Origin of the sequence: Cupriavidus sp. Agwp_2, from assembly GCF_040784895.1 — a bacterium.
Taxonomy (GTDB): domain Bacteria; phylum Pseudomonadota; class Gammaproteobacteria; order Burkholderiales; family Burkholderiaceae; genus Cupriavidus.
The window spans coordinates 187,221-201,704 of record NZ_CP088084.1; the positions used below are offsets into that span (position 1 = coordinate 187,221).

At 65.1% G+C, this 14,484-nt stretch carries 11 protein-coding genes; 3 read left to right on the forward strand and 8 right to left on the reverse strand.

Going from position 1 to position 14,484, the window contains the following annotated elements; translation table 11 throughout:
- Positions 1 to 2: 2 nt before the first annotated feature.
- The 3 genes from LPA45_RS18670 to LPA45_RS18680 all read right to left on the reverse strand — a co-directional run bounded on the left by LPA45_RS18670 (position 3) and on the right by LPA45_RS18680 (position 3,337).
- Positions 3 to 1,454: a cytochrome ubiquinol oxidase subunit I gene (locus LPA45_RS18670; RefSeq protein WP_116322903.1), complete on the reverse strand. Its 1,452-nt coding sequence runs from the start codon at positions 1,452 to 1,454 to the stop codon at positions 3 to 5.
- A 285-nt stretch (positions 1,455 to 1,739) separates the two neighbouring features.
- Positions 1,740 to 1,862: a hypothetical protein gene (locus tag LPA45_RS18675; RefSeq protein ID WP_271815722.1), complete on the reverse strand. Its 123-nt coding sequence runs from the start codon at positions 1,860 to 1,862 to the stop codon at positions 1,740 to 1,742.
- A 35-nt stretch (positions 1,863 to 1,897) separates the two neighbouring features.
- A complete protein-coding gene (locus tag LPA45_RS18680) occupies positions 1,898 to 3,337 on the reverse strand; it encodes an OFA family MFS transporter (RefSeq protein ID WP_116322902.1) in 1,440 nt (479 codons plus the stop codon).
- 297 nt (positions 3,338 to 3,634) lie between these two features.
- Between LPA45_RS18680 and LPA45_RS18685 the strand changes: the two genes are divergently transcribed.
- Positions 3,635 to 5,038 carry a sigma-54 dependent transcriptional regulator gene (locus LPA45_RS18685; RefSeq protein ID WP_116322901.1) on the forward strand — a complete coding sequence of 468 codons (1,404 nt, stop codon included), beginning with the start codon at positions 3,635 to 3,637 and terminating at the stop codon, positions 5,036 to 5,038.
- Positions 5,011 to 7,122: a cache domain-containing protein gene (locus LPA45_RS18690; protein WP_317924326.1), complete on the forward strand. Its 2,112-nt coding sequence runs from the start codon at positions 5,011 to 5,013 to the stop codon at positions 7,120 to 7,122. Before LPA45_RS18685 ends, LPA45_RS18690 begins: the two co-directional genes overlap by 28 nt.
- Before the next feature lie 103 nt (positions 7,123 to 7,225).
- Here the strand turns inward: LPA45_RS18690 and LPA45_RS18695 are convergent, their stop codons facing one another.
- The 5 genes from LPA45_RS18695 to LPA45_RS18715 form a co-directional block, all read right to left on the reverse strand.
- A complete protein-coding gene (locus tag LPA45_RS18695; RefSeq protein WP_317924327.1) occupies positions 7,226 to 7,567 on the reverse strand; it encodes a YciI family protein in 342 nt (113 codons plus the stop codon).
- 375 nt (positions 7,568 to 7,942) lie between these two features.
- Positions 7,943 to 9,526 (reverse strand): isocitrate lyase, encoded by a 1,584-nt coding sequence (locus tag LPA45_RS18700; protein ID WP_116322898.1) that lies wholly within the window; start codon positions 9,524 to 9,526, stop codon positions 7,943 to 7,945.
- Between the two features lie 144 nt (positions 9,527 to 9,670).
- The gene (locus LPA45_RS18705) at positions 9,671 to 9,880 is read right to left on the reverse strand and encodes a hypothetical protein (protein WP_317924328.1); all 210 of its coding nucleotides are present in this window, start codon (positions 9,878 to 9,880) and stop codon (positions 9,671 to 9,673) included.
- 182 nt (positions 9,881 to 10,062) lie between these two features.
- Positions 10,063 to 11,742, reverse strand: coding sequence for an ABC-F family ATP-binding cassette domain-containing protein (locus tag LPA45_RS18710; protein WP_367395087.1), 1,680 nt, complete (start codon positions 11,740 to 11,742; stop codon positions 10,063 to 10,065).
- A gap of 169 nt (positions 11,743 to 11,911) precedes the next feature.
- Positions 11,912 to 12,862, reverse strand: a complete 951-nt coding sequence (locus LPA45_RS18715; RefSeq protein WP_116322896.1) for a LysR family transcriptional regulator — start codon at positions 12,860 to 12,862, stop codon at positions 11,912 to 11,914.
- Positions 12,863 to 13,013: 151 nt separating this feature from the next.
- On the opposite strand from LPA45_RS18715, the gene LPA45_RS18720 reads away from it, so the two are divergent.
- Positions 13,014 to 14,474, forward strand: a complete 1,461-nt coding sequence (locus LPA45_RS18720; protein ID WP_116322895.1) for a form I ribulose bisphosphate carboxylase large subunit — start codon at positions 13,014 to 13,016, stop codon at positions 14,472 to 14,474.
- Positions 14,475 to 14,484 lie beyond the last annotated feature (10 nt).

Genomic DNA, 14,484 nt, shown 5'->3' on the forward strand with positions numbered 1-14,484 from the left:
GTTCAGGATTCGCGGCGGCCGTGCCGGGCCATCGCGTGGGGAACGGAAGCCGCGGCGATGGCGGCGGGAACGACGCTGCCGGGGCCGTAGGAAGGCCTGTCGTCTGGATGCGGGTGCGGGTGTGCATCGGGAGCGGGGCCGGCGCTGGCCAGCTTGAGCATGTAGCGGATGCCGACGCCGAAGCAGACGAAATAGACCACCACGAACAGCGCCAGCGACAGCGCCACCGGGCCGGCCGCATGCGCGGACACGGCATCCCGGGTACGCAGCAGCCCGTACACCACCCACGGCTGGCGGCCGATCTCCGTGGTCATCCAGCCGGCCAGCAGCGCGATCAGGCCGGTGGGGCCCATCACCACGGCCAGGCGCAGGAACGCCCTGGACCGGTACAGCGCGCCGTTGCGGCGCAGTATCCATCCCAGCAGGCCGAAGCCGATCATCGCCACGCCCAGGCCCACCATGGTGCGGAAGGTGAAGAACAGCACCGTGGCATTGGGGCGGTCTTCCCTGGGGAAGTCCTTCAGGCCGCGGATCTGGCCGTCAAGGGTGTGCGTCAGGATCAGGCTGCCCAGGCGCGGGATCTCGATGGCGTAGCGGGTTTCCTCGCGCTCCATGTCCGGGATGCCGAACACGATCAGCGGGAAGCCGTTCTTGTCATCCCTGGGGGCCGTGTGCCAGTGTCCCTCCAGCGCCGCGATCTTGGCGGGCTGGTGTTCCAGCGTGTTCAGGCCGTGTGCGTCGCCCACCATCGCCTGGATCGGCGCGGTGATCAGCACCATCCACATCGCCAGCGACAGCATCTTGCGTGCGGCGGGCACGGCGCGCCCGTGCAGCAGTTGCCAGGCCGAGGACGCCGCCACGAACAGCGCGGTGGACAGCAGCGCGGCGATGACCATGTGCGCAAGGCGGTAGGGGAACGACGGGTTGAAGATTACTTCCAGCCAGTCGGTCGGGACCACCTTGCCGGCAACGATGACGTAGCCGGCGGGGGTGTGCATCCAGCTGTTCGATGCCAGGATCCAGGTCGAGGAAATCATGGTGCCGAGCGCCACCATGACGGTCGAGAAGAAGTGCAGCCCCGGCCCGACGCGGTTCCAGCCGAACAGCATCACGCCGAGGAAGCCCGCCTCCAGGAAGAAGGCGGTCAGCACCTCGTAGGTCAGCAGCGGGCCGGTGACGCCCCCGGCGAACTGCGAGAAGCCCGACCAGTTGGTGCCGAACTCATAGGCCATGACCAGGCCGGAGACGACCCCCATGCCGAAGTTAAGCGAGAAGATCTTGATCCAGAACTGGTACAGGGTCTTGTAGACGGTGTCCTGCGTGCGCAGCCAGCGCGCTTCCAGGAACGCCAGGAAGCAGGCCAGCCCGATGGTGATGGCGGGAAACAGGATATGGAAGGAAACCGTAAACCCGAACTGGGTTCGGGCAAGGTCCAGGGCTGTGAGTCCGTGCATTGAGGTGCTCTCCGTGGGGCGCCGCCGGCACGATGGGCCGTGCCGCGACATTACGGACAAGCGTACGGATGACAGCCTGCCCGCCAGGGATACAGTTCCTGCGGAACTGTTCAAGCTCAGTTGTGCGGGCCGGAAGCAGGGCTGGCCAGGCACATGGCGCCACCAGTACAGATGGCGCCGCTGCGCGGGATCACAGTCATGGGCAGACCCCGCCTTGAACTCGGCGGGATCGCGCCCGCCGCCGCAGGCACGGAGCGTGATGCGGCGGACAGCCGCCGCGGCGGCTCAGGTGAAGAGCGTCATGGCCTTGCCGAGGGTCGACCAGATGCCCGCGCCAAGCGGGATGAGCACGTAGGTCCAGAACGCGAGCAGCAGCAGCGTCTTGCCGAAGGTGCGGTCGTTTTGCATGGCTTGTCTCCTGGTTGTTTTGATGGCAGGCGCGGTCAGGCCGCGCTGGCGGCTTCGCGCAGGTGGTGCCGCGCATGCACGGGCCGGATCAGCAGGTTGCAGATGAAACCCACCACCAGCAGGCCCGCCATGATGTGCAGGGTGTCGACGTAGACCTCGGAGCGGGGCACGCCGAGCGCCAGCTTGTGTTCGCGGATGTAGTTCACCAGCGCCGGCCCGGCAATGCCGGCTGCGGCCCAGGCGGTCAGCAGGCGGCCATGGATGCCGCCCACGTAGGCGGTGCCGAACATGTCGGCCAGGTAGGCGGGAATGGTGCTGAAGCCGCCGCCGTACATGGTCAGGATCAGGAAATAGCAGGCCACGAACATGGCTACATTGCCGGCCGCGCCGATCGCCGGCACGGCCAGGTAGAGCGCGGCGCCGAAGGCGAAGAAGATGGCGTAGGTCAGCTTGCGGCCAAAGTAGTCGCTGGCGGAACTCCACAGGAAGCGCCCCGTCATGTTGCCGATGCTGAGCAGGCCGACGAAGCCAGCCGCGGCGGCCGCGGTGATGGTGCCCTTGAAGGTTTCCTGGATCATCACCGCCGCCTGGCCCAGCACGCCGATGCCGGCGGTGATGTTCAGGAACAGGATCAGCCACAGCAGGTAGAACTGCGGCGTTTTCAGCGCCTGGTCGATATGCACGTTGGCGTGCGTGACCATCTTGCTCGCCTTGGCCTTGGGCACAAAGCCGGGAGGCGCCCAGCCCGGGGCCGGGATGCGGATGGCCAGCGCGCCGAGCGACATCGAGATGAAATAGATCACGCCCATGACCAGGAAGGTCTCGGCCACGCCCGCGCTGGTGGCGCTCTTGAAGTGGTTCATCAGCGCGACCGACAGCGGCGCGCCGATCATCGCGCCGCCGCCGAAGCCCATGATCGCCATCCCGGTGGCCATGCCGCGGCGGTCCGGAAACCAGCGGATCAGCGTGGATACCGGCGACACGTAGCCAAGCCCGAGCCCGATCCCGCCCAGCACGCCGTAGCCCAGGTACAGCATCCAGATCTGGTGCAGCCAGATCCCCGCCGCCGACACCAGGAAGCCGCCGCCGAAGCAGCAGGCGGCCGTGAACATGGTGCGGCGCGGACCGACCTTCTCCAGCCACTTGCCCGCAAACGCGGCCGAGATGCCAAGGAAGAAGATCGCCAGCGAGAACACCCAGCCCAGCGTGGTCAGCTGCCAGTCGCCCGGCGCCGGGCGCGTGACGCCGAGGATCCGGGTCAGCGGTTCATTGAAGACCGAGAACGCGTAAGCCTGGCCGATGCACAGGTGCACCGCCAGCGCAGCGGGTGGCACCATCCAGCGGTTGAAGCCCGGGCGCGCGATGATCGCTTCTTTGGAGAAGGGCGATGGCCGCGATGCCGGCCGGGATGGCGATGGCCCGGCACGGTGTTGCGTCTGCTCGGCGGGTGTTTGCGCTTGCGCGGAATAGGACATGTAGTTGTCTCCTACCTGGAAGTGGCAGCCTCTTGTTGCGCGGGTGCGCAGGGCTGGAGCGCGTCGTTCAGCAAGAGCTGTGCCGATGGCGGATGCCGTTTGCCTTCAATGGGTTGCGGTGTGTGGCCTGCCTGAAGGGCTGGCCGATAGACAAAATGTCCGGACGCGGACCCCGCGGGCGGGTCAAAATGTCCATCCGCGGCGGCCGCAGCGCGCGGCTGGGTCGGTTTAACCCCAATACAGGCGGATCGAGCACAGTCGCTAGACTCTCCTACTGCCCCCGCAACAGCCAAAGTGATGAGCGAACGACAAAGCAACGCCGCCGAAGCCGACAACTGGCAGCGCCGCACGATCCTGGTGGTGGACGACGAGCCCGGCATGCGTTCGTTCCTGTCACGGGCGCTGGAAGCCAAGGTGGGCAGCGTGCTCACGGCCGACAGCGCCGAAGCGGGCGCCGCGCTGCTGGAGCAGCGCCATGTGGACCTGATCCTGCTGGACGTGGCACTGCCCGGTGCCAGTGGCATGGAATGGCTCCAGGCACTGCGCGCGGCCGGCAATCCCGCCGACGTCATCCTGATGACCGCCTTCGCCGACATGGACACGGCCATTGCCGCCTTGCGCTCCGGCGCGGCGGACTTCATCGTCAAGCCCTTCCGCGTCGACCAGGTGCTCAACGCCATCCGGCGCTGCTTCAACCAGGCCCGGCTCGCGCGGGAAAACTACCTGCTGCGCCGCGAGCTGGACAAGTACACCATCCACAAGGACTTCATCGGCGATTCGGAAGCCATGAAGAAGGTGATGGCGCTGGTCGCGCGGGTCGCGCCGATGCCGTCCACGGTGCTGGTCACGGGCGAATCCGGCACTGGCAAGGAAGTGGTGGCGCGCGAGTTGCACCGGCTCAGCGGACGCCAGGGGCAGTTCGTGCCGCTGAACTGCGGCGCGATGGCGCCCGAGATCATCGAAAGCGAACTGTTCGGCCACGCCAGGGGCGCGTTCACCGGCGCGGCCGGCGCGCGCCACGGCCTGTTCCTCTATGCCGACGGCGGCACGCTGTTCCTGGACGAGATCTCGGAACTGCCGCTGGCGATGCAGGCCAAGCTGCTGCGGGTCATCGAAGACCGGCGCATCCGCCCGCTCGGCACCGAACGCGAGATCGCGGTGGACGTGCGCATCGTTGCCGCCTGCAACCGCAACCTGGCCAACGAGGTCGCCGCCGGGCGCTTCCGCCAGGACCTGTTTTACCGGCTCGACGTGGTCGGCGTGTCCATCCCGCCGCTGCGCACGCGGCCGGAAGACGTGGTGCCGCTGGCCGAGCATTTCTCGGAGCAGCTGTCGGCGCAACTGGGGCTGCCGCCGGTGCCGCTGTCGCCGTCGCTGGTGTGCCTGCTCAAGGGCTATGACTGGCCGGGCAATGCGCGCGAGCTGCGCAACCTGGTGGAGCGGGCGCTGATACTGGGCGAGTACCCGGTCGAACTGCTGGCCCACGCCGCCGAGAGCGGAGACGCCGCTGCACCGCAGACGCATGGCGCAGCTTCCGTGACGCCCGCCGACGACGCCACGCTGCTGGAATCCGTCGAGCGCCGGCACATCCTGCAGGTGCTGGCGGCGGAGGGTGGCAACCGCGTGGAAGCGGCCCGGCGGCTCGGCATCTCGCGCCGCACGCTGGATCGCAAATGCCTGCAGTGGGGCCTGCGCGCTTGACGCCCTCAGCGCTGCTGCGCCGCTATCGCGCCTCGCTGCGCGCCAAGCTGGTGTCGATCGTGGTCGCGCCCTTGCTGGTGGCGCTGGTGGCGCTGCTGCTGCTGATGGCGTTGTGGGGCGACCGCGTGTTCCAGGCCCTGCTGGCGTACAAGGTCAACAGCGACCTGCTCGTTGCTCATGAGTACTTCGAGCATATGGTCGATGGGGTGAAAGACCGCGTCCTGCAAGAGGCCAGGTCGCACGCGCTGGTCGAAGGGCTGGAAGATGGAGCTGACCGGGGCAGTGCCATGGCCGCCGTCCTGGACGAGGCGCGGCGCGCGCACGGGCTGGATTTCCTGCAACTGCTCGACCCGCAAGGCTTCCCACAAGGCTTCCCGCAAGGCTTCCCACAAGGCCGGGTGCTTAGCGCCGCGCCGGCCGACGCTTCCGGGACCAGCCAGGCTGGGTGGCGCGTGGTATCCAGCGCGGCGGCCGGCCGCGCCGACGCCGCCACCGATGCCTGGTCGGCGGCGCAGCTGGCCGCGGTGTCCGGCGATCTTGCCCGCCGCGCCCAGGTGGCGCTGCGCGCCACGCCCAATGCCGCGCCGACCGACAGGACGCTGGAAACCCGCGGCATGGTGGTGCATGCCGCGGCGCCGGTGTTCAACGCAGCCGGCGAGCTGGTGGCGATCCTGCACGGCGGCACGCTGCTGAACAACAACCTTGGCTTTATCGACACCATCAACGCGCTGGTCTACCAGCCGGAATCCCTGCCGCGCGGCAGCCAGGGCACCGCGACGCTGTTCCTGGACGATACCCGCATCGCCACCAATGTGCGGCTGTTCCATGGCGAACGCGCGCTGGGCACGCGCGTCTCGCGCGAGGTGCGCGACAAGGTGCTGCTGCGCGGCGAGAAATGGCTGGACCTGGCCTTCGTGGTCAACGACCGCTACATGAGCGCCTACGAGCCCATCGCGGACAGCGGCGGCAGGCGCATCGGCATGCTCTACGTGGGCTACCTGGCGCGGCCGGTGAGCCAGGCCAAGGACCTTGCGCTGGGCGTGCTGGTGGGCCTGTTCATCTTGCTGGCGGTGGCGGGCGCGCTGTTCTCGCTGCTATGGGCCCGTCGCGTATTCATGCCGATGACGAAGATGGTCGGCACCATGCGCGCGCTCCAGGCCGGCGATGCCTCTGCGCGCGTGGGTCCGGTGGGCAGCGAGGATGAACTGGGCCAGCTCGCCGGACAGTTCGACCAGTTGCTGTCGGACCTGCAGCAGCGCAATGCCGCGCTCAGGGACTGGGCGGACTCGCTGGATCGCAAGGTCGCCGAGCGCACCCGCGAGCTTGAGGATGCGAACGCAGTGCTTCGCGCGACCCGGCAGCAGCTGATTACATCGGAAAAGCTTGCGCTCGCGGGGCAGCTTACGGCAGGCGTGGCACATGAGATCAACAATCCGATTGCGGTGATCCAGGGTAACCTGGACGTGGCCCGCGATATTCTCGGTCCGGCTGCGGAGCCGGTCCGGCATGAATTGCGGCTGATCGATGAGCAGGTGCGACGCATCTACCTGCTGACCAACCGGCTGCTGCAGTTTGTCCGGCCAGAGGCATACGCCGGCAATACCGAGCGCCTGGATGTGGGCGAGGTCGCTGCCGGCTGCGTGGACCTGGTCCGGCACATGCTGAAGGACGCGGCCATCCGGGTCGAACTGGCCTGCCTGGCCACACGCCGCGTGCGCATCAGCCGCAGCGAACTGCAGCAGGTCATCGTCAACCTGCTGACCAATGCCATCCACGCCATGCCGGAGGGTGGCAACCTTACGCTGGCCACGCGCGACTGGGAAGGGCACGGCGTGACGCTGCATGTGCGCGACACGGGCCGCGGCATCCGCGAGGAAGACCTGCCCAATCTGTTCAATCCGTTTTTCACCACCAGGAAGCAGATGGGGACCGGCCTCGGCTTGTCCATCAGCTACGCGCTGGTGGAGCGCTATGGTGGCCGCATTACCGTGGAAAGCACGGTGGGGCAGGGCGCGGAGTTCATCGTCTGGCTGCGCGAAGACGGGTCTGCGGCGACGCCAGGGATTGATGACCGCGTGTCATGACGTGCTGGAGACGCAGTCGGGGGAGCGACAACTATCCTGACATGGAGGGAAGCTTTCCCTCATGCAGCGGTAGTGTCAGACTTTCGACCCACTCCACAACCTGTCAGCTCTCGGGGTCATACCCAAACTCGCGGAGTTCCTGCGAGCAGCGGCAAGCTTTGGCGATCTTTGCAGCCCACAGGATGGCGGCTTCGCGCGACGGGAGCTCCAGGACACAGAAGCCGCCGTCGAACTCCTTCGTCTCGGGATAGGTTTCGTTTGTGACCGTGCCGTCTGAGGCGACCATGAGTGGTGCGACATCCTCGTTGATACCACCACCGAACACGTACACGCCTGCAGCCTTCGCCTCGCGGATGACCTCGTGCGCAGCTTCGCCCACGGCGGCAAAGTCCTCGGCGGGGACTTCCATCGCCCTTGCAGGAAAGGAGACAAGGTATTTCGTCATCGTTCGGTCCTTCGGTTGAGGTCGGTGCTGTTTGTGAGGCCTAACGTGTCATGCGGCGACGTGTAACGCGCCCTGACACGGATGATGCGCTCTGACACGTGCAGATTCCGAGCATGCAAGCAGTTGATCCTGCATCGTCTTTGCTCTCATTGGCTGTATTTTCATCCAGCATTGAATTTGCCGTGTTTTAGCGCCTGCTCGTTACACCTGGCCAGCGGCAGTGTGATCTTGCCATGAGGGTCATCAGATGTCGTGGTATGTTTTGCCTTTTGCTCCTTTGTGTACACGTGTGTCGCCGCACATCTGCTGCAAAGTGCCGGATAAAAAAACGCCAACCCGTATGGGTTGGCGTTTTGCCCAGGGGTACTACTGGTATCAGAACTGGTTCATGGTGTTGTCTTTACCCGCCGCCTTCAGGGCCGCTTCGCCGCTGAAATACTCCTTGTGGTCGTCGCCGATGTCCGAGCCGGACATGTTCTGGTGCTTGACGCAGGCGATGCCCTGACGGATTTCCTTGCGCTGCACGCCAGCCACATAACCCAGCATGCCTTGCTCGCCGAAGTATTCCTTGGCCAGGTTGTCGGTCGACAGTGCGGCGGTGTGGTACGTCGGCAGCGTGATCAGGTGGTGGAAGATACCGGCTTCGCGGGCCGCGTCGGCCTGGAAGGTGCGGATCTTTTCGTCGGCGGCGGCCGCCAGTTCGGTCTGATCGTATTCCACGCTCATCAGCTGGGCGCGATCATAGGCCGACACATCCTTGCCCGCGGCCTTCATCGCGTCATACGCTTGCTGGCGGAAGTTCAGGGTCCAGTTGAACGACGGGCTGTTGTTGTACACCAGCTTGGCGTTCGGGATGACCTTGCGAATCTCGCGGACCATGCCGGCGATCTGCTCGATATGCGGCTTTTCGGTTTCGATCCACAGCAGGTCAGCACCGTTCTGCAGCGAGGTGATGCTGTCCAGCACGCAGCGCGCTTCGCCCGTGCCGGCGCGGAACTGGAACAGGTTGCTGGCCAGGCGCTTGGGACGCATCAGCTTGCCGTTCTGCTTGATGACAACGTCACCATTGCCCAGTGCGTCGGCCGAGATTTCGTCGCAATCGAGGAAGGAATTGTATTGGTCGCCCAGGTCGCCCGGCGTGTGGGTCACGGCGATCTGCTTGGTCAGGCCGGCGCCCAGCGAGTCGGTACGGGTCACGATGACGCCGTCGTCCACGCCCAGTTCCAGGAAGGCGTAGCGGATGGCGCGGACCTTGGCCAGGAAGTCCTCGTGCGGCACGGTGACCTTGCCATCCTGGTGGCCGCACTGCTTCTCGTCGGACACCTGGTTCTCGATCTGGATGCAGCATGCGCCCGCTTCGATGAACTGCTTGGCCAGCAGGTAGGTGGCCTCGGCGTTGCCGAAGCCCGCATCGATGTCGGCGATGATGGGCACCACGTGGGTGACGTGGTTGTCGATCTTTTCCTGGATGGCGGCCTTGGCAGCAGCGCCCTGGGCGGCGTCCAGCTCGCGGAACAGGCCACCCAGTTCACGGGCGTCGGCCTGGCGCAGGAAGGTGTACAGCTCGCGGATCAGCGCGCTGACGGAGGTTTTTTCGTGCATCGACTGGTCCGGCAGCGGGCCGAACTCGGAGCGCAGCGCGGCTACCATCCAGCCGGACAGGTAAAGGTAGCGGCGGTCGGTGCTGTTGAAGTGCTTCTTGATGGAGATCATTTTCTGCTGGCCGATGAAGCCGTGCCAGCAACCCAGCGACTGGGTGTACTTCGACGGGTCGGCATCATAGGCGGCCATGTCGGCGCGCATGATCTTGGCGGTGTACTTGGCGATGTCCAGGCCCGTCTTGAACTTGTTCTGGGCACGCATGCGGGCGGCATACTCGGGATTGATGGCATTCCACGCGCTGCCATGGTTCTCTTTCAAACCAGCAACTGCCTTGATGTCGTCTTGATACTGGGCCATGTCAATTTCCTAAAAAATAAGCGCGTTTTGAAAAAATCGTTGAGTTTGCCGACGGGTGTCGATGCAAGCAGCGTGGACTCATTGTAGGGCCTTCCTGATGCGTTGCGGCAAGGTCTTATATAAGACATAAGACTTGATTTTTCCTTATTTTTCAATAGGATAGGCGCTAAATTTTGCGATGTGGAATGCTTTTTCAAGAAACGAAAACGGGCGGAGCAGGAAAAGTCGCGTCAATTCCACCATGTGAAATGCGCTTTCAGTTGTCGGAGGGGGCGATGAAGTTGCGCTGGCAAAACTGGCGAGAATGACCGGCCTTCGGCGCTCATTGCGCAGCCGGAACTGGTCGGCATCCATGGACCAGGGGCCGGGCGCCTCCTGCGGACCAAAGCGGCTGGTGAATAACTCAGCGAGCTCCCATTCAAAGATCGAATGGGTTGTGGGCTAGTTCCACGCGAACTTGATTGGACAAGGTCCTGGCAACGGACGATCCCGCACCGGCCCCCGCGAAGCTCACGCCTGCCCTTTGTCCCACAACTTCAGGCGATGACCTTCTGCTCTGCGGCAGGCTGCTCACGCATGCGGCGGGCTTCGTCGCGCAGGAACTGCTGGTAATCGTCCAGATCGCCGTCGAAGGGCTCGACGCCGCCCTTGGTGACCAGCCAGAACTCGTCGCATACGGCGCGCAGCAGGGCCCGGTCGTGACTGACCAGCATCACTGTGCCTTCGAATTCGTTGAGCGCCATGCCTAGCGCTTCGCGTGTGGCCAGGTCGAGGTGGTTGGTAGGCTCGTCGAGCAGCAGCAGGTTGGGGCGCTGCCACACGATCATGCACAGCACGAGCCGCGCCTTTTCGCCGCCGCTCATCGTGCTGACCGCCTGATGGACCATGTCGCCACTGAAGTTGAAGGTGCCGAGGAAGGTGCGAAGCGATTGTTCGGTGCCACTCTGGCCGGGGGCGCGCATGTGCACCGGCGTGTCCTTGGCAAGGCGGATCATGTGTTCCATCGGCGTGTCGAGAGGGCGCAGCACGTCGAGTTCCTGTTGTGCGAAGTAGCCGATATTCAGCCCTTTGCCTTCGCTGATTTCGCCGGCAATCGGCGCCAGCGCGTGCGCCACCGTCTTCACCAGCGTGGACTTGCCCTGGCCGTTGGCACCGAGGATGCCGATGCGCTGCCCGGCCAGCACGGAACGGTTGATGCCCCGCACGATGACCGTGGGCGGCGTGCCCGGCAGTGCGCCGGTCGGCGCCGGGTAGCCAAAGCTCGCGTCCAGCATCGACAACAGCGGGTTCGGGACGTTGAGCGGCTCCTTGAACTCGAAGTTGAACTCTGCGTCGGCGAGCACCGGTGCGATCTTCTCCATGCGTTCGAGTGCCTTGACCCGGCTCTGCGCCTGCTTCGCCTTCGAGGCCTTGGCCTTGAAACGGTCGATGAATTTCTGCAGGTGGGCGATCTTGTCCGCTTGCTTGGCCATCGCGGCCTGCTGCAATACGAGTTGCTCGGCGCGCATGTCTTCGAACTTGCTGTAGTTGCCGCCATAACGCACGAGCTTGGCGTTGTCGACGTGCATCGTCACCTGCGTGACCGCGTCGAGGAATTCGCGGTCGTGGCTGATCACTACCAGGGTTCCTTGATAGCGCTTGAGCCAGGCTTCCAGCCAGACCAGCGCGTCGAGGTCGAGGTGATTGGTCGGCTCGTCGAGCAGCAGCAGGTCGGACGGGCACATGAGCGCGCGCGCCAGTTGCAGCCGCATGCGCCAACCGCCGGAGAAACTGTTGACCGGCTGGCCAAGCTGCGCAGCACTGAAGCCAAGGCCCAGGAACAGCGCTTGAGCACGTGCGGGGGCATCGTGCGCACCCGCGTCGTGCAGGGCCATGTAGGCGTGCGCCATGCGCATGCCGTCATCGCTGGCCTCGGCGGCGGCTACTTCGGCCTGCGCGGCCAGCAGCACGGTGTCACCCTCGACTACGAAGTCGGTCGCGCTTTGCTCGGTCTCCGGCATCTCCTGCGCGACCTGGCCCATCTTCCACGCAGCGGGAATCGAGAACTCGCCACTGTCTTCGTGCAGCGTGCCGTTGAGAAGGCCGAAGAAGGACGACTTGCCGGCGCCATTGCGGCCGACAAGACCAATCTTTTCGCCGGGGTTGAAGGTGACGGACGCCTGGTCGAGTACGACATTGACGCCGCGACGCAGCGTGACATTACGGACGGAAATCATAGGGAGCTACTTCGGAGGGGATTGGCATGATAGCCGACCTGACGTGCAGGGCTGTCTCTTTTCTGGCCGCATGCGTGAAGAGCCGCTTGCGCTCCGCGGCGCCCGTCGGCCACAAAGGTCGACATCCGCCGGATCGGCGGCAAATCCCGGCGAACCTGCCAGTGGTTCATCACGCCACGCGCCGGCCCGGCAGCAGGCCGGCATATTCCTTCCCAAGGAACTCCGCGGTGTGCTCGAGCAGGTAGGCCCTGCAACTCTCGCCCGCTGGCGACAGCCGCTTGCTCGCCATATGTGCCACATGCCAGACCCGTTCGATCGGTGTCCCGGTCACGTCCAGCAAGGCAATTTCCGCGGTACGCAGTTCCAGCGACAGCGTATGCAGCGACAGCAGGCTGATCCCCATGCCCGCCATCACTGCCTGCTTGATGGTCTCGTTGCTGCCCAGCGTAATCACCTTGGCGGGCGTGAACAGGTGATCGCGGAACATGAACTCCGCCACCGTGCGGGTGCCAGACCCGGGTTCACGCAGCAGGATGGTCTCGTGACGCAGTTCCTGCAGGTCGAACCGCTTCTCGGCGCGCAGCGGATGCCGCGGCGACGCCACCAGCACGTATGGATGCGCGGCGATCGGTTCTGAAACCGCGTCCAGCTCGCGCGGCGGGCGCCCCATCAATGCCAGGTCGATGGCATTGTCCTGCAGCAGCTGCAGCAGCGTTTCCCGGTTGCCCTCGGCGATGCGCAGGTCGATGCCGGGGTGCAGCGCCGTAAAACCCGCCAGCAGCTTGGGCGCGAAGTACTTGGCCGTACTGATCAGCCCGATCGTGATCGTTCCCTGCTCGACGTCCTTGACCGCCTGCAGGCCTTCTTCCGCATCCTTGATCTCGCCAAGGATGCGCGAGGCATGGTGCAGCAGCCGGTCGCCGGGCTCGGTCAGCGTGAGCTGGCCCCGGATCCGCTCGAACAGCGGCAGCCCCACCACGGATTCCAGCTGCTTGACCTGCATCGAGACTGCCGGCTGCGTTAGGTGCAGTTCTTCGGCCGCGCGCACGAAGCTGGCATGCCTGGCCACGGTGACGAAGATCTGGAGCTGGCGAAGGGTGAGGGCGCGCAGAAAGGACATAGCGAGTGTTCCGTGGATGTGCGGTCTGCGCCTCACTTAAGGGATTCCTTATATAGGGGCTAAGAATATCTGAATTTACCTTATGTTGGGCGCCCGATATCTTTCATTCCAACGCGCAGTCACGCCGCCAAACCACGGAAGGGAGACCAGCATGAACGCACCTGAAATGATCCAAGCCAAGCCGCGCAAGCGCTATGACGCCGGCGTGATGAAGTACAAGGAGATGGGGTACTGGGACGCGGACTACGTGCCCAGGGACACCGACGTGCTGGCGCTGTTCCGCATCACGCCGCAGGACGGCGTGGACCCGGTCGAGGCTGCCGCCGCGGTCGCCGGCGAATCGTCGACCGCCACCTGGACGGTGGTGTGGACCGACCGCCTGACCGCGTGCGACATGTACCGCGCCAAGGCCTACCGGGTCGAGCCGGTGCCGAACAACCCCGAGCAGTTCTTCTGCTACGTGGCCTATGACCTGTCGCTGTTCGAGGAAGGCTCGATCGCCAACCTGACTGCATCGATCATCGGCAACGTGTTCAGCTTCAAGCCGATCAAGGCGGCGCGGCTGGAAGACATGCGCTTCCCGGTCGCCTACGTGAAGACCTTCGCCGGCCCGTCGACCGGGATCATCGTCGAGCGCGAGCGCCTGGACAAGTTCGGCCGCCCGCTGCTGGGCGCCACCACCAAGCCCAAGCTGGGGCTGTCGGGCCGCAACTACGGCCGCGTGGTTTACGAGGGTTTGAAGGGCGGGCTTGACTTCATGAAGGACGACGAGAACATCAACTCGCAGCCCTTCATGCACTGGCGCGACCGCTTCCTGTTCGTGATGGACGCGGTCAACAAGGCGTCCGCCGCCACCGGCGAGGTCAAGGGCAGCTACCTGAACGTGACCGCCGGCACCATGGAAGAGATGTACCGGCGCGCGGAGTTCGCCAAGTCGCTGGGCTCGGTCATCATCATGGTCGACCTGATCGTGGGCTGGACCTGCATCCAGTCGATGAGCAACTGGTGCCGCCAGAACGACATGATCCTGCACCTGCACCGCGCGGGCCATGGCACCTACACCCGCCAGAAGAGCCATGGCGTGTCGTTCCGCGTGATCGCCAAATGGCTGCGCCTAGCCGGCGTCGACCACATGCACACCGGCACCGCCGTGGGCAAGCTGGAAGGCGATCCGCTGACGGTGCAGGGCTACTACAACGTCTGCCGCGATGCCTATACCCACACCGACCTGACGCGCGGGCTGTTCTTCGACCAGGACTGGGCCTCGCTGCGCAAGGTGATGCCGGTGGCATCGGGTGGCATCCACGCCGGCCAGATGCACCAGCTGATCCACCTCTTCGGCGACGACGTGGTGCTGCAGTTCGGCGGCGGCACGATCGGCCACCCGCAAGGGATCCAGGCGGGCGCGACGGCCAACCGCGTGGCGCTGGAAGCAATGGTGCTGGCGCGCAACGAGGGGCGCGACATCCTCAACGAAGGGCCGGAAATCCTGCGCGATGCAGCACGCTGGTGCGCACCGCTGCGGGCGGCGCTCGATACCTGGGGCGACATCAGCTTCAACTACACGCCGACCGATACCTCGGACTTCGTGCCCACCGCGTCGGTGGCCTGAGCCCCTGAGC

Coding starts and splice junctions, on each gene's coding strand:
- LPA45_RS18675 (WP_271815722.1), bottom strand. CDS start 1,862: ATGCAAAACGACCGCACCTTCGGCAAGACGCTGCTGCTGCTCGCGTTC.
- LPA45_RS18680 (WP_116322902.1), bottom strand. CDS start 3,337: ATGTCCTATTCCGCGCAAGCGCAAACACCCGCCGAGCAGACGCAACAC.
- LPA45_RS18690 (WP_317924326.1), top strand. CDS start 5,011: ATGCCTGCAGTGGGGCCTGCGCGCTTGACGCCCTCAGCGCTGCTGCGC.
- LPA45_RS18720 (WP_116322895.1), top strand. CDS start 13,014: ATGAACGCACCTGAAATGATCCAAGCCAAGCCGCGCAAGCGCTATGAC.
- LPA45_RS18705 (WP_317924328.1), bottom strand. CDS start 9,880: ATGGATGCCGACCAGTTCCGGCTGCGCAATGAGCGCCGAAGGCCGGTC.
- LPA45_RS18695 (WP_317924327.1), bottom strand. CDS start 7,567: ATGACGAAATACCTTGTCTCCTTTCCTGCAAGGGCGATGGAAGTCCCC.
- LPA45_RS18685 (WP_116322901.1), top strand. CDS start 3,635: ATGAGCGAACGACAAAGCAACGCCGCCGAAGCCGACAACTGGCAGCGC.
- LPA45_RS18715 (WP_116322896.1), bottom strand. CDS start 12,862: ATGTCCTTTCTGCGCGCCCTCACCCTTCGCCAGCTCCAGATCTTCGTC.
- LPA45_RS18670 (WP_116322903.1), bottom strand. CDS start 1,454: ATGCACGGACTCACAGCCCTGGACCTTGCCCGAACCCAGTTCGGGTTT.
- LPA45_RS18710 (WP_367395087.1), bottom strand. CDS start 11,742: ATGATTTCCGTCCGTAATGTCACGCTGCGTCGCGGCGTCAATGTCGTA.
- LPA45_RS18700 (WP_116322898.1), bottom strand. CDS start 9,526: ATGGCCCAGTATCAAGACGACATCAAGGCAGTTGCTGGTTTGAAAGAG.